This window comes from Actinomadura opuntiae, assembly GCF_030283205.1.
Taxonomy (GTDB): Bacteria; Actinomycetota; Actinomycetes; order Streptosporangiales; family Streptosporangiaceae; genus Spirillospora.
Genome location: NZ_JASNWF010000006.1, coordinates 348,057 through 363,133 on the forward strand (window position 1 = coordinate 348,057; position 15,077 = coordinate 363,133).

Genomic DNA, 15,077 nt, shown 5'->3' on the forward strand with positions numbered 1-15,077 from the left:
GGACCTGCGGCCGGGGGCGGGCTATCCGAACAGGGTTCGCTCGACGTGCTGGGTGTCGGCGTACTCCTTCACCGACACGATCCTGCCGTCCCGGACGACGTAGATCCCGGCGCACCGGTTGTCGTAGATCTTGCCCGACCGGGTGACGCCCTTCGCCGTCCACTCGGCGAGGACCTGGTCCCCCTCGGCGAACACGTTGACCAGCGCGACCTCCGGCGCGGTGCCCGGCTTGAACAGGCCGCCGGTCGCGGCGCCGAGGAAGTCGTCGACGATCGCGTCGCGGCCCCTCCAGGTGCCGGTCAGCGGCAGGTCGCCCGGGTAGGTCCAGGTCGCGTCCTCGGCGAAGCTGTCCCTGATCGTCTCCAGGTCCCCGTCGGCGACGGCCTGGACGTAGCGGACGACGACATCCTTGGCGTTCATTTCGATCTCCTCTTGTGCGTTCAGCGGTCGATGGTCAGGACGGCGTTGCCGCGCACGCGGCGTTCGCGCAGGTCGGTGAGGACGGCGGCGGTGTCGGCCCAGTCGCCGGTCCGCCCGATCTCCGGGTGCAACCGCCCCTCCGCGACGAGCCGGACCAGGACGGCCAGGTCGTCGGCGTTCGCGGTGTCGGCGTCCTCGTAGTGGAAGTGCCGGATCGTGGCCGACTCCGGCCCGTCGAAGAACCGGAAGAAGTCCAGCGTCACCGGCGTCCGGGACGCCTGCCCGAACCAGATCAGCGTGCCCCGGCGGCGCAGCCGCGCCAGCGCGGCCGGGAACTGCGCGCCGCCGGTCGACTCCAGCACCAGGTCGAACGGGCCCCGCGCGGACGCGGCGTCCGGCACCACCTCGGCGCCGAGTTCCGCCAGCCGCCGACCCCGCTCCGGCGTCGCCGACACCGCGGTGACCTGCGCGCCCGCCGCCGCGGCCAGCTCGGTGACGTAGTGCCCGACGCCGCCGGACGCCCCCGTGAGCAGCACCCTCCGGCCCGCCAGGGACCCGGCGGCGCGCAGCAGCCGCAGCGCGGTCAGCCCCGCCAGCGGCAGCGCCGCCGCCGTATCGGCCGGCACGCCGCCGGGCAGCTCGGCCAGCGACCGCGTCGGCACCGCGACGTACTCGGCCCAGCCCGCCGCCGGCGGATGCCCCACGACCCGCGTCCCGCACGCGGGGCCCGACCCGTCCGCCGCCGCCTGCACGACCAGGCCCGCCACGTCCTTGCCGGGCCGCCAGCCCGGCCGGTCGCCCTCCAGCTGGAACGTCTCGCCGCGGTTGACCGAGAACGCCGCCACCTTCACCAGCGCCTCGTCCGCCTGCGGCACCGGCTCGTCGACGTCGGCGAACGCGACGGTCTCCCGCGCGTCGCCGGTCGGCACGAGTGCCTTCACGGTTCCTCCTCAGGTCCCTGCCCGGCGGCCTCCGCCGGTGCGGTGGACCCAGTTGACCGCGCCCCGTGCACCCGCGTCCAACAGCCATTGAGCAGGAACGACAACCGGCGGTTGTCAGGGCTTGTCCACCGGGTGGTGGACGGCAGGTTCAGCCGGTCGAGGCTCATGCGGGAGGGGGCCGCGCCGCGAGCATCTCCGGTATGAGAGATCTTCCTGTGCGCATGGCCCGGTGGAGCGCCGGGCACCCCTGGCGGGCGATCGCCGGCTGGTTCCTGTTCGTGGTGGTGTGCCTCGGCGTCGGGATCTCGGTGGGCGGCCACCCCGCGACCACCGAGGACTTCCGGATCGGCGAGGCCGGCCGGGCCGAGGCGATGGCGGCCGAGGGCGGACTGCAGCAGAAGCCGGTCGAGCAGATCCTGATCACGGCGAAGCCCGGCACCGGACGGCTCGACACGGCCGCCGCGAACGCCGCCGCACGCGACGCGGCGGGCCGGATGGCGCGGCTGCCCGAGGTGGAGTCGGTGTCCAGGCCGATCGGCTCGGCCGACGGGACGGCCGTCCGCGTCGAGGTCACCATGCGGGGAGCGGAGCTGGACGGCGACAAGCACGTCGCGACGCTGGTCGCCGCGACCGCCCGGGTGCAGGCCGCGCATCCCGGACTCCGGGTCGAGGAGACCGGCGGGCCGTCCGTCAGCAAGGGCGTCGACGACCTGCGCGACCGCGACCTGTCGCGCACCGAGATGATCGCGCTGCCGGTCACGCTGGTCACGCTGCTCGTCGTGTTCGGCTCGGTGTCGCTGGCCGTGGTGCCGATGCTGCTCGCGCTGTCCTCGATCGCGGCGGCCGTCGGGCTGTCGATGCTCGCCTCGCACGTCTTCCCGGACGCGGGCGTCGGCACCAACGTCATCCTGCTCATCGGCATGGCGGTCGGCGTCGACTACACCCTCTTCTACCTCAAGCGGGAACGGGAGGAACGGGCCAGGTCGGGCGGGCGGCTGCCGGCCGCGGCCGTCGTCGAACTCGCCGCCGCCACGTCCGGGCGGGCCGTGGTCGTGTCCGGGCTCGCGGTCGCCGTCTCCAGTGCCACGCTGTACCTCGCGGACGACGTGATCTTCTCCTCGATCGCGACCGGCGCGATCGTCGTGACGGTCGTCGCCGTCCTCAGCTCCCTCACGGTGCTGCCCGCCCTGCTCGCCAAGCTCGGCCAGTGGGCGGAGAACCGCAGGGAGCGCCGGATCCGGCGCGGCAGGCCGGTGCGCGGGACGCGATCGGAGAGCGGCGGACGGCTCACCCGCGCCCTGCTGCGGCCGACCGGCCGCCATCCCGGCGTCACGCTGGCCGTCGGGGTCCTGGCGATGCTCGCGCTCGCCGCGCCACTGCTCGGCATGAAGCTCACCGACATGGGCCGCGAGACCCACCCGCGCTCCATCCCGGCGATGCGGGGCTACGACCGGCTCAACGCCGCGTTCCCTGACCTGAAGGCCATGCACCAGGTCGTGGTGAAGGCCGACCCGTCCCGCCGGACGCAGGTCGCGGGCGCGCTCCGCGACCTCTCCCGCCGCGCGAAGCACGACCCGCGCATGTCCGGGACGTCCGAGCTGCGCACCTCGCCGGACGGGCGGATCAGCCTGCTGGAGCTGCCCGTCCCGCACTACGTCAGCGATTCGGCGGCGGTGGCGTCGCTCAAGACCGTCCGCCACGACTACGTGCCCGCGACGGTCGGGAAGCTGCCCGGCGCCAAGGTCGCCGTCACCGGCGACGTCGCCCGCTACGCCGACTACCCCGAGCACCAGAAGCAGAAGCTGCCGCTCATCATCGCCTCGCTCCTGCTGGTGACGTTCGCGATGACGGTCTGGGCGTTCCGGTCCGTGGTCCTCGGCGTGGTCGGCGTGCTGCTGAACCTGCTGTCGGCGGGCGCCGCACTCGGCCTGCTCGTCCTGACGTTCCAGGGGACGTGGGCGGAGGGCCTGCTCGGCTTCACCTCCACCGGGACGATCGGCTCCCGCGTCCCGCTGTTCCTGTTCGTGATCCTTTTCGGGCTGTCGATGGACTACCAGGTCTTCGTGATCAGCCGGATCCGGGAGGCCAGGCTCGCCGGCGCGTCCACCCGCACGGCCGTCCTGGACGGCATCGGGCGCTCCGCCGGCGTCGTCACCAGCGCCGCGTTCGTCATGGTGACCGTCTTCGCCAGCTTCATCCCGCTGCACATCATCGAGATGAAGCAGATGGGGTTCGCGCTGGCCGTGGCGGTGCTGCTGGACGCGTTCGTCATCCGCGTCGTGATCCTGCCCGCGCTGATGCTGCTGCTGGGGGAGCGCACGTGGTGGCCGTCCCGTCCAGGACGTACCGCCGCATCCGCCCCCGAACCGGCGAAAGTAGGCTGACCGGCATGGAGCAAGGGCCACAGCACGACGACCGGCTCCAGGCGCGGGCCCTCCGCCGCTGGTACGCCACCCTCTGGGTGTGCTTCGGGCTCGTCCCGCCCGGCATCGCCGTGTGGGACCACGCGGAGGGCACCCGGTCCGCGACGCTCGCGCTGCTGGCCCTGCTCGCCGTCTGCTACCCGATCACCGGAACGTTCCCGGGCGACCTCGCGGTCCGCCGGTACACGTTCCTGGGGGCGCTGATCGCCGGCATCGGCGCGGTGTCCTGCCTGCTGGACGGCGCCGCGTCGCTGCTGATCGTCTCGCTGCCGCACTTCTGGATCCAGGGCGGCGGCCCGCGGCGCGCGATCGCCCTCAGCGGCCTCGCCACCGCGGCCGCCGTCGCGGGCATCGCCGCCAACCCCGACGGCCCGGCCCTCACCGGCAACACCGTCGCCGCCCTCACCGGCTACGGCGCGAGCATCCTCGCCGGATTGTGGATGACCCGCGTCGTCGCCCGCCACGCCGAGCGCGCCCGCCACCTCGCCGCCGACCTGGAGGAGGCGGAGCGCCGCCTGGCCGAGGCGCAGCGCCGGCAGGGCGCCGCCGACGAGCGCGAACGGCTCGCCCGCGAGATCCACGACACCCTCGCGCAGGGCCTGGCGTCCATCGTCGTGCTCGCCGAGGCCGCCCGCGAGGGCATCGGCACCGACCCGGCGGCGAGCGCCCGGCAGCTGGTGTCCATCGAGCGCACCGCCCGCGAGAACCTCGCCGAGGCCCGCGTCCTGGTCGGCTCCGCCCCGGGCGGCTCCGTCCCGGGCGGCGGGGTCGCGGCCGGCTCCATCGCCGCCACCCTGCGCCGCACCCTCGACCGGTTCGCCGAGGACACCGGCCTCGCCGTCGACGCCGACCTGCCCGACGTCGACTGCGACCAGCCGACCCGCGTCGCGCTGCTGCGCTGCACGCAGGAGTCCCTGGCGAACGTCCGCAAGCACGCCGCCGCCACCACCGTCGGCGTCGTCCTCGCCGCGCACCCGCACGGCGTCGAACTGGAGATCACCGACGACGGCCGCGGCTTCGTCCCCGGCGCCGCGTCCGGCGGGTTCGGGCTGGACGGGATGCGCCGCCGCCTGGCCGAGCTCGGCGGCCGGCTCACCGTCACCAGCGCCCCCGGCGAGGGCACCCGCGTCCTCGCGCTGCTTCCCCGCGAAGGCACCCCATGAACGACGCACCGGTCCGCGTGATCCTCGTGGACGACCACACCGTGATGCGCGCAGGCGTCGCCGCGCTGCTGGCCGGCGAGCCCGGCATCGAGATCGCCGGCGAGGCGGGCGACGGCCGCGAGGCGGTCGCCCTGGCCGAACGGCTCCGCCCCGACGTCGCGCTGGTCGACCTGCGGATGCCCGTGCTGGACGGGGTGTCGGCAACCACCGAGATCCTCGCCCGCTGCCCCGGCACCCGCGTGCTGATCCTCACCACCTACGACACCGACGCCGAGATCGAGCGCGCCGTGGAGGCCGGCGCCATCGGCTACCTGCTCAAGGACGCCACCCGCGAGCAGCTCGCCGACGCGGTGCGCGCCGCCGCGCGCGGCGAGACCGTCCTCGCCCCGCGCGTCGCGCAGCGGCTCGTCGCCCGGATGCGGCAGCCCGCGCCCGTCGTGCTGACCGCCCGCGAGGCCGAGGTGCTGAACGCGGTCGCCGACGGGCTGTCCAACGCCGACATCGGGCGGCGGCTGGTCATCGCGGAGGCCACGGTGAAGACCCACCTGCTGCGCGTGTTCGCCAAGCTCGACGTCAGCGACCGGACCCGCGCGGTCGTCGTCGCGCTGGAACGCGGCCTGATCAAGCGCTGACCGGACTGATCAAGCGCTGACCGGCCAGATCTCGGTGAGGGGCACGCCGATACCGGTCAGCATCAGGCGCAGGAGCGGCAGCGACAGGCCCATCACCGTGCCCGGGTCGCCGTCGATGCCGTCGATGAACCAGGCGCCGAGCCCCTCCAGCGTGAACGCGCCCGCGACGTGCAGCGGCTCGCCCGTGCCGACGTACGCGGCGATCTCCTCGTCGGACGGGTCGCCGAACCGGATCCGGGTGCTCGCCACCTCCAGCGCCTCCCGTCCCGACGCCGTGTCGACCACGCAGTGGCCGGTGTGCAGGACGCCCGCCGCGCCGCGCCGCTCCGCCCACCACGCGGCGGCCTGCTCCGGCGATCCCGGCTTGCCGAATGCGCGTCCGTCCACTTCCAGGAGGGAGTCGCAGCCGATCACGATCGCGTCCGCGACTCCGCCCGCGACCGCGCCCGCTTTCTCCTTCGCCAGCGCGCCTGCCAGCCCCGCGACCGATCCGGCCGCGACCGCCGACTCGTCGACGCCGCTGACGACGACCTCCGGCTCGACCCCGGCCTGCCGGAGGATCCGCAACCGCGCCGTGGAGGCCGACGCCAGCACCAGTTTCCGCATCAGGTCACAGTAGCCAGGAGCCTCGCCGCCTCGGGGGCCTGCCGGACGCCCGCCCGGTAGCACCGCGACCAGCGGGTCACGTCGCCGACGTCGCCGCCGAACGCCTCCAGCGCCGCCTCGTCCGGGACGATCCGGACGTCCCCGCCCGAGCCGTCCGACATGTGCGCGAACGGCTCGATCAGGACGACCGCGTCCGCGCCCTCCGCCAGCCACGGCCACGAGCCGCCGCCGAACGCGCCGTCCATGTAGAACCGCCCGCCGATCTCGACCGGACGCGCGTAGCCGGGCGCCGCGCTGCTGGCCGCCACGGCGGCGGACAGCGGGACGCCGGACGTCCGGTCCCAGACGACGGGCTCCCCGGACGCCACGTCCACCCCGGTGATCAGCAGCGGCCGGTCCGGCCAGTCGTCGGTGCCGACGAGGAACCGCATCCGCTCGCGATGCCATTCGGCGGGCAGCGCGGTGGCCTCCATCGCCAGCCCGCCGACGCGCCGGCGCGCCTCGTCCGGGGCGAGCGCCGGATCGCGCAGCAGCCCGAACACCCGCTCCATCACCGACGGATCCGCCGCCGGGCGCGGACCGCCCGGCGGCGGCAGCTCCGCGACCGCCGCCAGGTCGCGGCCCGCGGCGATCATCGCGCCGGCGATCGCGCCCGCCGACGTCCCGGCGATCGGCTCCGCGGCCGCCGGGTCCACGCCCGCCTCGCGCAGCCCGGCCGCGAGCCCGGCCAGCCACGCCGTGCCGACCGGGCCTCCCGGGCCGAGCACGAGCGCCCAGTTCCCTCGCTGTCCTCGCTCCATGCCGCCGACCCTAGGGAGCGGCCGGACGGCGCGGCATCCGTCACCCGACCGGTCCCGGTGCGCCGGTTTCCGGGGACGGGCCCAACATTCTTGACATCAAGATAAGCGCGGGGCATCATGTCTCTTGATGTCGAGACAAGCCGAGGCCGTCTGGGACCCCGCGCAGTACGGGGTCTACGGCGACGAGCGCGCCAGGCCGTTCACCGAACTGGTCGGCCGGCTCGGGCCGGTCGAGCCCCGGCACGTCGTCGACCTCGGGTGCGGGAGCGGGGAGCTCACCGCGACCCTCGCGGGCCGCTGGCCCGGCGCGGTCGTGGAGGCCCTCGACTCTTCCCCCGAGATGATCGCCGCCGCCCGCGCCCGCGAGATCCCCGGACGCCTCGCCTTCCGCGTCGGCGACGTCGCCACCTGGGAGCCCGCGCACCCCGTCGACCTCATCGTCTCCAACGCCGTCCTGCAATGGGTCCCCGAACACCTCGACCTGCTGCCGCGCTGGATCGACGCCCTCGCGCCCGGCGGACGCCTCGCCTTCCAGGTCCCCGGCAACTTCGCCGCCCAGAGCCACGTCCAGCTCCGCGAGCTGTGCCGCTCCCCGCGCTGGCGCGACCGCCTCTCCGGCACCGTCCGCGACGACCCCGTCCTCGACCCGGCCGGCTACCTCGACCGCCTCGCCGGCCTCGGCTGCGCCGTCGACGCCTGGGAGACCACCTACATGCAGGTCCTCACCGGCGACGACCCCGTCCTCGAATGGGTCAAGGGCAGCGCGCTGCGCCCCGTCCTGTCGGCCCTCGCGCCGGACGAGACCGGCGAGTTCCTCACCGCCTACCGCGACCGGCTCCGCGCCGCCTACCCCGCCCGCCCCTACGGCACCGTCTTCCCGTTCAGGAGGGTGTTCGTGATCGCCACACGGCACGCCCCGTAGACGGGGTGCCGCCCGCCGGCCGAGGAAAGCCAATCGTTCCCCTGCGGTGTGCTCCTCGGCCGGCGGGCGGCATCCAGGCCGCCGCGGACGCGACCGCGACAGGATCGCGGAGCGCGCGGCCCGGCACCGAACCCCGGCTTCGCGACCCGACGCCGGCGACCCCTGCCGGTGGCCGCCCGGACGAACTCCGGACGGCCACCGGCGTCCGTCCGCAGGAGGCCCGGAAAGCACGAGACCGGCCGTGCGCAGCACGCGCACGACCGGCCCCGTGAACGGATCAGATCGAGGGATGGGGCCTCGGACTCGGCTCGACGAAGTCGGCCTCCGCGTCCCGGCGGCTCCTGCGCTGCGCCTTCTCGGCCCGCGCCGCCGCCTTCTCCTCCGCCTTCTCGGCCTTCGCGGCCGCCTTCTCCGCCCGCCGCTCCGCGCGCTCCATCTCCTTGCGGCGCTGCCGCGGATCCAGCGACGGCTTCGGCTCCAGCCCCGCAAGGCCGTTCCACGCCAGGTTCACCACGTGCGCGGCGACCTCCTCGCGCTTCGGCTTGCGGACGTCCAGCCACCACTGGCCCGTCAGCGCGACCATGCCGACCAGGCTCTGCGCGTACAGCGGCGCGAACTTGTCGTCGTAGTCGTGCCGGTCGAACTCCTGCGCCAGGATGTACTCGACCTCGCCGGCGATCTCGCTGAGCAGGCTCGCGTAGCTGCCGGTGCCGGTGCCGCCGTGCGAGTCGCGCACCAGGATCCGGAACCCGTCCGGGTGGTCCTCGATGTACTCCAGCAGCGCCAGCGCCGCCTTCTCCAGCTTGCTCCGGTAGTGGATCACCGAGTTCAGCGCCTCGGTCACCAGGCTCAGCAGGCCCTCGAACTCCCGGTCGACGACGACCGCGTACAGGCCCTCCTTGCCGCCGAAGTGCTCGTACACCACGGGCTTCGACACACCCGCGGCGGAGGCGATCTCCTCCACCGAGGTGCCGTCCAGGCCGCGCTCGGCGAAGAGCGTGCGACCGATGTCGAGGAGCTGCTCGCGGCGTTCCTTACCGGTCATCCGCTTTCTGCGCGGCCTGGGAGCGGGATCTGTCACGGGATCAATTGTGACGGTCACGCAGCCTGCTTCGTGCGCTTGGCGGCGAGCCTGTCATCCTTCGGCCACCGGACGTCGCGGGCCCAGCCCAGCTTCTCGAACGCCCAGATGATCCGCGCGCTGATGTCGACCTGCCCCTTCAGCACCCCGTGCCGGGCGCACGTCGGGTCCGAGTGGTGCAGGTTGTGCCACGACTCGCCGAGCGAGGGGATCGCCAGCCACCACACGTTGCGGGACTTGTCGCGGACCTCGAACTCCTCCTTGCCGAACGTGTGGCAGATCGAGTTGATCGCCCACGTCACGTGGTGGACGAGCGTGATCCGCACGAACCCGGCCCAGAACAGCGCGGTGAAGAAGCCGAGCCACGACATCGTGATCAGCCCGCCGAGCGCGGCCGGCAGCAGGAACGACACCGCCACGAGGCCGGGGAAGGCCAGGTGGATCCGGCGGATGTCGCGGTCGTTCAGCAGGTCCTTGGCGAACCGCGGCTTGGAGGTCCGGTTCGCGTCGAACAGCCAGCCGTAGTGCGCCCACACCAGGCCCTTGGCCAGCGCCTTCCAGTCGTCGCCGAACCGCCACGGCGAGTGCGGGTCGAACTCCTGGTCGGAGTGCTTGTGGTGGCGCCGGTGGTCGGCGACCCAGGTGATCACCGGGCCCTCCATGGCCAGGCTCCCGGCCAGCGCCAGGAAGATCTTCAGTCCCCGGTTCGCCTTGAACGAGCCGTGCGTGAAGTACCGGTGGTACCCGACGGTGATGCCGCCCGCGGACAGCACGTAGAAGACGGCCGTGAGCGCGACGTCGGTCCAGCCAAGGAACCTGCCCCAGGCGAGCGGGACCGCCGCGAACAGGGCCAGGAACGGGACGCCCGTGAACACCGCGACGAGCAGGCGTTCGCCGTTGCCCTGCTTTTCGGGCGCGAGTTCGGGTCGCCGTTCCGGTTGAGGAGGAGCCATGGTCGGGGCCGTTGTCATGCGTCATCACTTCCTGTTCCTGGGACTCGGGGAGGCCTACCTACGCCAACGTAACCTACGCTTCCGTAAGTTGGACAGGGACGGCCGGTAAATTCAGCGAGAATCTGTCTCATGAGCCACAAAACTCTCCTGCGGACCTGACCGCCCGCCGCGGAAGGGAACCCATGCCCCCGGACCCTGGGCCGGCGCGCGAACCGCGCCCACGCCTCCCTGGCGGGCCCGTCCACCGCCGACCCGTCCGGAGACCGGTTCGCCCGGCCGGCCGGTGCGCGTCCGCGGTGGCGGTATGCCGCCGGCGACCTGGGGTGGTCGGGCGGCACGCAGATGGGGTGCTCGGTGAAGGCCGTTCTAAACCGATTCGGGCGAACCGGCCGAGACACCCCGGCGTGGCCTGGGGTTTCCGTGCCCGTGGGGTCGAGGACCGGGGGCCGCGTCCGGGGCGCCTCGCGCAGTAGAGTCCTGCGCGAGGCGTAAAGCCGTGGGGATCACGCGGGTCCACTCGGTATCGTTGGTCCCGCGCGAGCCCGGTCCTCCCGTGCCGAGAGGGCCGAACCGCCCTTCCCGGGTCGTCTAGGGGCAGGACAACTGATTTTGGTTCAGTCAACGGAGGTTCGATTCCTCCCCCGGGAGCCGATTTGTCTGGAAGGCCGCACTTTGGGGTGTCTGTCCTGGTGAGGCGGCCCTCCGGGTGACCCGCGCCCGGCGGGCGGTATCCTTCCGGTGTCGGGTGCGCCTCGGCCTGCCGTGCCGTGATGTCGCAGGTGGGTGCGCTCGCAGCCGATCCCGCCCGCGATGCCGAGGAGCCTCCTCGTGAGTGCCCGCCGTACACGGAGTCGGGCCGACAGCCCGGCCGCCGTCATCGTCCTCGCCGCGGGCGAGGGCACACGGATGAAGTCCCGCACCCTGAAGGTCCTGCACGAGCTGTGCGGGCGCGCCATGCTCGGCCACGTGCTGGCCGCCGCCCGCGAGCTGGAGCCGCGCCGCCTCGTCGCGGTCGTCGGGCACCGGCGCGAGCAGGCCGTCGCCTACCTGGGCGAGCAGGCCCCGGACGTGGAGCCGGTCGTCCAGGAGGTCCAGGGCGGCACCGGGCACGCCGTCCGGATGGCGCTGGAGCAGACCGGTTCGCTCGACGGGATCGTCGTGGTGACCAACGGCGACCACCCGCTGCTGCGGGGCGAGACCCTCGCCGCGCTGGTCCGCACGCACGAGGACGAGGGCAACGCCGTCACCGTGCTGACGACCGAGATGCCCGACGCGACCGGGTACGGGCGGATGATCCGCGCGGCGGACGGCAGCGTCGAGGCGATCGTCGAGCACAAGGACGCGACCGAGGCGCAGCGGGCCGTCAACGAGATCAACGTCGGCATGTACGCCTTCGACGGCACCCTGCTGGAGGACGCCCTCAAGCGGGTGACCACCGACAACGCCGGCGGCGAGGAGTACCTCACCGACGTGGTGGCGATCCTGCGCGGCGACGGCCACCGGGCCGGCGCGCACCTGGTCGCCGACTGGGTGGAGACGCAGGGCGTCAACGACCGGGTCCAGCTCGCGCAGGCCAGGCGGCAGCTGAACGACCGGATCCTGGAGGCCCACATGCGGGCCGGGGTCACGATCGTCGACCCGGCGTCCACCTGGATCGACGCGGACGTGACCGCCGAGCCGGACGCCGTCGTCCACCCGGGGACGCAGCTGCACGGCCGCACCCATCTGGAGGCGGGCGCGAGCGTCGGGCCGAACTGCACGCTGACCGACACCCGGGTCGGCGCGGACGCGTCCGTGGTGAACGCGGTGTGCGTCCAGGCGGAGATCGGGCCGGAGGCGTCGGTGGGGCCGTTCGCCTACCTGCGGCCGGGGACGCGGCTGGGCCGCAAGGGCAAGATCGGGACCTACGTCGAGACCAAGAACGCCGACATCGGCGAGGGCACCAAGGTGCCGCACCTGACCTACGTCGGCGACGCCGAGATCGGCGAGCACTCCAACATCGGCGCGAGCTCGGTGTTCGTGAACTACGACGGCGTGCAGAAGCACCGCAGCGTCATCGGCTCGCACGTGAAGGTCGGCAGCGACAACATGATCGTCGCGCCGGTGACGGTCGGCGACGGCGCCTACACCGCCGCCGGCTCGGTGATCATCCAGGACGTCCCGCCGGGCGCGATGGCGGTCGCGCGGGCGCGGCAGCGCAACGTCGAGGGCTGGGTCGAGCGCAGGCGGCCCGGGACGCCGGCCGCGGAGGCGGCGGAGGCGGCGCGGCGCGCCGCCGAGGGCCGGGACGAGCCGGCCTGACGGTGACGCGCGCCGGGCGTCCGGCGCGCCGAGAGGACTGCCCCGCCGAGCGGCGGGGAGGTGGAGGACAGCGGCGTCCCCCACGGACAACAGACGGCCGGGCATCGCGGGAGGGACTCTTGTGATGCCTGGTGTGTGGGGACAACAACCCACACGAGTGCACAGTTCCATTGAGGGGGAGTTGTCAGAGGTGAGTGGGATCAAAGCGAGCGGCCAGAAGAAGCTGATGCTCTTCACCGGCCGAGCCCACCCGGACCTGGCCAAGGAAGTAGCCGACAACCTCCACGTCGACCTCACGCCGACGTCCGCCTACGACTTCGCCAACGGTGAGACGTTCGTGCGGTTCCTGGAGTCGGTCCGCGGCTCCGACGCCTTCGTGATCCAGAGCCACACGGCTCCCATCAACCAGTGGATCATGGAGCAGCTGATCATGGTGGACGCGCTGAAGCGGGCGTCCGCCAAGCGGATCACGGTGGTGGCGCCGTTCTTCGGGTACGCCCGGCAGGACAAGAAGCACCGCGGCCGCGAGCCGATCTCGGCCCGGCTGATGGCGGACCTGTTCAAGACGGCGGGCGCCGACCGGTTGATCGCGGTGGACCTGCACACCGCGCAGATCCAGGGGTTCTTCGACGGCCCGGTCGACCACCTGTTCGCGCTGGACCTGCTGGCGCACCACTTCGAGAGCCGGCTGGACACCTCCCGGGTGACGGTGGTGGCGCCGGACGCGGGCCGGGTGCGGGTGACCGAGCGCTGGTCGGACCGGCTCGGCGGCGTCCCGATGGCGATCATCCACAAGAAGCGCGACCCGGACGTGGCCAACGAGGTCAAGGTGTTCGACGTCGTCGGCGAGGTCAAGGGCCGCACCTGCGTGGTCGTGGACGACATGATCGACACCGGCGGGACGATCGTGAAGGCGGCGGACGCGCTGTTCGAGCAGGGCGCCGACAAGGTCGTCGTCGCGGCGACGCACGGCGTGCTGTCGGGGCCGGCGGTGGACCGGCTGAAGAACTCGCGGATCTCCGAGGTCGTGCTGACCAACACGCTGCCGATCCCCGAGGACAAGCAGTTCGACAAGCTGACGGTGCTGTCGATCGCCCCCCTGGTCGCCCGCGCGATCAACGAGGTGTTCAGCGACGGCTCGGTCACCAGCCTCTTCGGCGGGCACAGCTGAGCCGGCCCTTCCCGGGCCGGTGCCGGACCGCCGTTTCAGGAGCGTGCCGGCGGCGCGGACGGGGGGCGCCGGCGGGCGCCCCCCTGGGGGTGTTGGCGTTGCGCGGGGAAACGATCGGCTAGACTTCTTGAATCCGCGTATGCCCCGGGTCGCCAGTACGGCGCCGTTCAGGCCCGTACTCCCCGGGTAACGCAAAGAATCTTGGCGCCCGCCCCGAGTCGGCGTGCGAGGATCGCAACGCTCTGTCCGTAGCGGACGTCCTGCGGGACGGCCGTGGATCGCAACAAGCAAGGAGTTTCCGCCGTGTCCGAGGTACGCATCGCCGCCGAGCCGCGCACCGAGTTCGGTAAGGGTGCCGCGCGGCGCACCCGCCGGGCCGGCAAGGTGCCCGCCGTCCTCTACGGTCACGGCACCGACCCGCAGCACATCGCGCTGCCGGGCCACGAGCTGATGCTCGCGCTGAAGACCCCGAACGTGCTGCTGACCATCGACGGCCTCGGCGGCGGCGCGGAGCTCGCGCTGCCCAAGGACGTGCAGCGCGACCCGATCAAGGGCTTCCTGGAGCACGTCGACCTGCTGCTGGTCAAGCGGGGCGAGAAGGTCACGGTCGACCTCCCGGTGAACGTCGTCGGCGACGTCGTCCCGGGCGGCGTCGTGCAGCAGGAGGTCGTGCAGGTCTCGGTGGAGACCGAGGCGACGCACATCCCCGAGGCGGTCGACCTGTCGATCGAGGGCCTCGAGGTCGGCACGCAGGTGCTGGCGAAGGACCTGAAGCTGCCGTCGGGCACCACGCTGTCGCTCGACGAGGAGGCGCTGATCCTGCAGATCGCGGACGCGACGGCGTCCGCGGGCGAGACCGAGACCGAGGCCGAGGCGGAGGCCGCCGAGGCGGCCGCCACCGCCGAGGAGGAGGCCGCGGAGGCGGAGGCCGCGGAGGAGTCCGCCGAGTAGGCACGCGGAACGGCGAAACCGGCGAACGGCCCCCGCAGGAGCTCCTGCGGGGGCCGTCGGCCGTGAGGAGATCGGGTGAGCGCGGACGTGTGGCTGGTGGTCGGCCTGGGGAACCCCGGGCCGTCGTACGCCGGCAACCGGCACAACGCCGGGTTCATGGTGCTGGACGAGCTCGCCGGCCGGGCCGGCGGCCGGTTCAAGGCGCACCGGTCGCGGGCGGACGTGCTGGAGGGCCGGCTCGCGGGCGCGCGGGCGGTGCTGGCCAAGCCGCGGACGTACATGAACGAGTCGGGCGGCCCGGTGAAGGGGCTGCGGGACTTCTACAAGGTGCCGGTCGAGCGGCTGGTCGTCGTCCACGACGAGCTGGACGTCCCGTTCGGGGCGCTGCGGCTGAAGCGCGGCGGCGGTGACAACGGTCACAACGGGCTGCGGTCGCTGACGAAGTCGCTGGGCGACCGGGAGTACCTGCGGGTCCGGTTCGGGGTGGGGCGGCCGCCGGGCCGGATGGATCCGGCGGCGTTCGTGCTCAAGGACTTCTCGGCGGCCGAGAAGAAGGTGCTGGAGCTGGAGGTCGACCGCGCGGCGGACGCGGTCGAGGCGCTGCTGACCGGGGGGCTGGAGGCGGCGCAGAACGTCTTCCATGCGGGGTGATCCGCGGCCGCGTGGGCGTTTTCGGGGGATCGGCCGGATGCGGCCCGTGGTGGCCCCGACAC

At 73.3% G+C, this 15,077-nt stretch carries 14 protein-coding genes and 1 tRNA gene; 9 read left to right on the forward strand and 6 right to left on the reverse strand.

All coding sequences use genetic code 11. The features are described 5' to 3' along the window. Positions 1 to 21: 21 nt before the first annotated feature. The gene (locus QP089_RS15395; protein WP_285912267.1) at positions 22 to 420 is read right to left on the reverse strand and encodes a nuclear transport factor 2 family protein; all 399 of its coding nucleotides are present in this window, start codon (positions 418 to 420) and stop codon (positions 22 to 24) included. 20 nt (positions 421 to 440) lie between these two features. Further along, positions 441 to 1,361: a zinc-binding dehydrogenase gene (locus tag QP089_RS15400; protein ID WP_285912268.1), complete on the reverse strand. Its 921-nt coding sequence runs from the start codon at positions 1,359 to 1,361 to the stop codon at positions 441 to 443. 200 nt (positions 1,362 to 1,561) lie between these two features. On the opposite strand from QP089_RS15400, the gene QP089_RS15405 reads away from it, so the two are divergent. The 3 genes from QP089_RS15405 to QP089_RS15415 are packed head-to-tail and all read left to right on the forward strand — an operon-like array spanning position 1,562 to position 5,579. After that, the gene (locus QP089_RS15405) at positions 1,562 to 3,745 is read left to right on the forward strand and encodes an MMPL family transporter (RefSeq protein WP_285912269.1); all 2,184 of its coding nucleotides are present in this window, start codon (positions 1,562 to 1,564) and stop codon (positions 3,743 to 3,745) included. 5 nt (positions 3,746 to 3,750) lie between these two features. Next, the gene (locus tag QP089_RS15410; RefSeq protein WP_285912270.1) at positions 3,751 to 4,947 is read left to right on the forward strand and encodes a sensor histidine kinase; all 1,197 of its coding nucleotides are present in this window, start codon (positions 3,751 to 3,753) and stop codon (positions 4,945 to 4,947) included. Beyond that, positions 4,944 to 5,579, forward strand: coding sequence for a response regulator (locus QP089_RS15415; protein WP_285912271.1), 636 nt, complete (start codon positions 4,944 to 4,946; stop codon positions 5,577 to 5,579). Before QP089_RS15410 ends, QP089_RS15415 begins: the two co-directional genes overlap by 4 nt. 9 nt (positions 5,580 to 5,588) lie before the next feature. On the opposite strand, the gene QP089_RS15420 is transcribed toward QP089_RS15415, so the two are convergent. Continuing rightward, positions 5,589 to 6,185 (reverse strand): Maf family protein, encoded by a 597-nt coding sequence (locus QP089_RS15420; protein ID WP_285912272.1) that lies wholly within the window; start codon positions 6,183 to 6,185, stop codon positions 5,589 to 5,591. After that, complete coding sequence (locus QP089_RS15425; protein WP_285912273.1) at positions 6,185 to 6,985, reverse strand: patatin-like phospholipase family protein; 801 nt, start codon at positions 6,983 to 6,985, stop codon at positions 6,185 to 6,187. Before QP089_RS15425 ends, QP089_RS15420 begins: the two co-directional genes overlap by 1 nt. Before the next feature lie 127 nt (positions 6,986 to 7,112). Between QP089_RS15425 and QP089_RS15430 the strand changes: the two genes are divergently transcribed. Then, positions 7,113 to 7,907, forward strand: a complete 795-nt coding sequence (locus QP089_RS15430) for a trans-aconitate 2-methyltransferase (RefSeq protein WP_285912274.1) — start codon at positions 7,113 to 7,115, stop codon at positions 7,905 to 7,907. Positions 7,908 to 8,184: 277 nt separating this feature from the next. Here QP089_RS15430 and QP089_RS15435 read toward each other — a convergent pair whose 3' ends face one another. Both QP089_RS15435 and QP089_RS15440 read right to left on the reverse strand, forming a co-directional pair. Beyond that, positions 8,185 to 8,952 (reverse strand): TetR/AcrR family transcriptional regulator, encoded by a 768-nt coding sequence (locus QP089_RS15435; RefSeq protein ID WP_285912275.1) that lies wholly within the window; start codon positions 8,950 to 8,952, stop codon positions 8,185 to 8,187. 53 nt (positions 8,953 to 9,005) lie between these two features. Beyond that, positions 9,006 to 9,959, reverse strand: coding sequence for an acyl-CoA desaturase (locus QP089_RS15440; protein WP_285912276.1), 954 nt, complete (start codon positions 9,957 to 9,959; stop codon positions 9,006 to 9,008). Between the two features lie 559 nt (positions 9,960 to 10,518). Between QP089_RS15440 and QP089_RS15445 the strand changes: the two genes are divergently transcribed. The 5 genes from QP089_RS15445 (at position 10,519) to pth (ending at position 15,015) form a co-directional block, all read left to right on the forward strand. Further along, positions 10,519 to 10,589 (forward strand) — tRNA-Gln (locus QP089_RS15445). A gap of 162 nt (positions 10,590 to 10,751) precedes the next feature. Beyond that, positions 10,752 to 12,242: a bifunctional UDP-N-acetylglucosamine diphosphorylase/glucosamine-1-phosphate N-acetyltransferase GlmU gene (gene glmU / locus QP089_RS15450; RefSeq protein ID WP_285912277.1), complete on the forward strand. Its 1,491-nt coding sequence runs from the start codon at positions 10,752 to 10,754 to the stop codon at positions 12,240 to 12,242. 190 nt (positions 12,243 to 12,432) lie between these two features. After that, a complete protein-coding gene (locus QP089_RS15455; protein WP_285912278.1) occupies positions 12,433 to 13,413 on the forward strand; it encodes a ribose-phosphate diphosphokinase in 981 nt (326 codons plus the stop codon). Positions 13,414 to 13,716: 303 nt separating this feature from the next. Continuing rightward, a complete protein-coding gene (locus QP089_RS15460) occupies positions 13,717 to 14,364 on the forward strand; it encodes a 50S ribosomal protein L25/general stress protein Ctc (RefSeq protein WP_285912279.1) in 648 nt (215 codons plus the stop codon). Between the two features lie 75 nt (positions 14,365 to 14,439). Then, complete coding sequence (gene pth, locus QP089_RS15465; protein WP_285912280.1) at positions 14,440 to 15,015, forward strand: aminoacyl-tRNA hydrolase; 576 nt, start codon at positions 14,440 to 14,442, stop codon at positions 15,013 to 15,015. Positions 15,016 to 15,077: the final 62 nt, after the last annotated feature.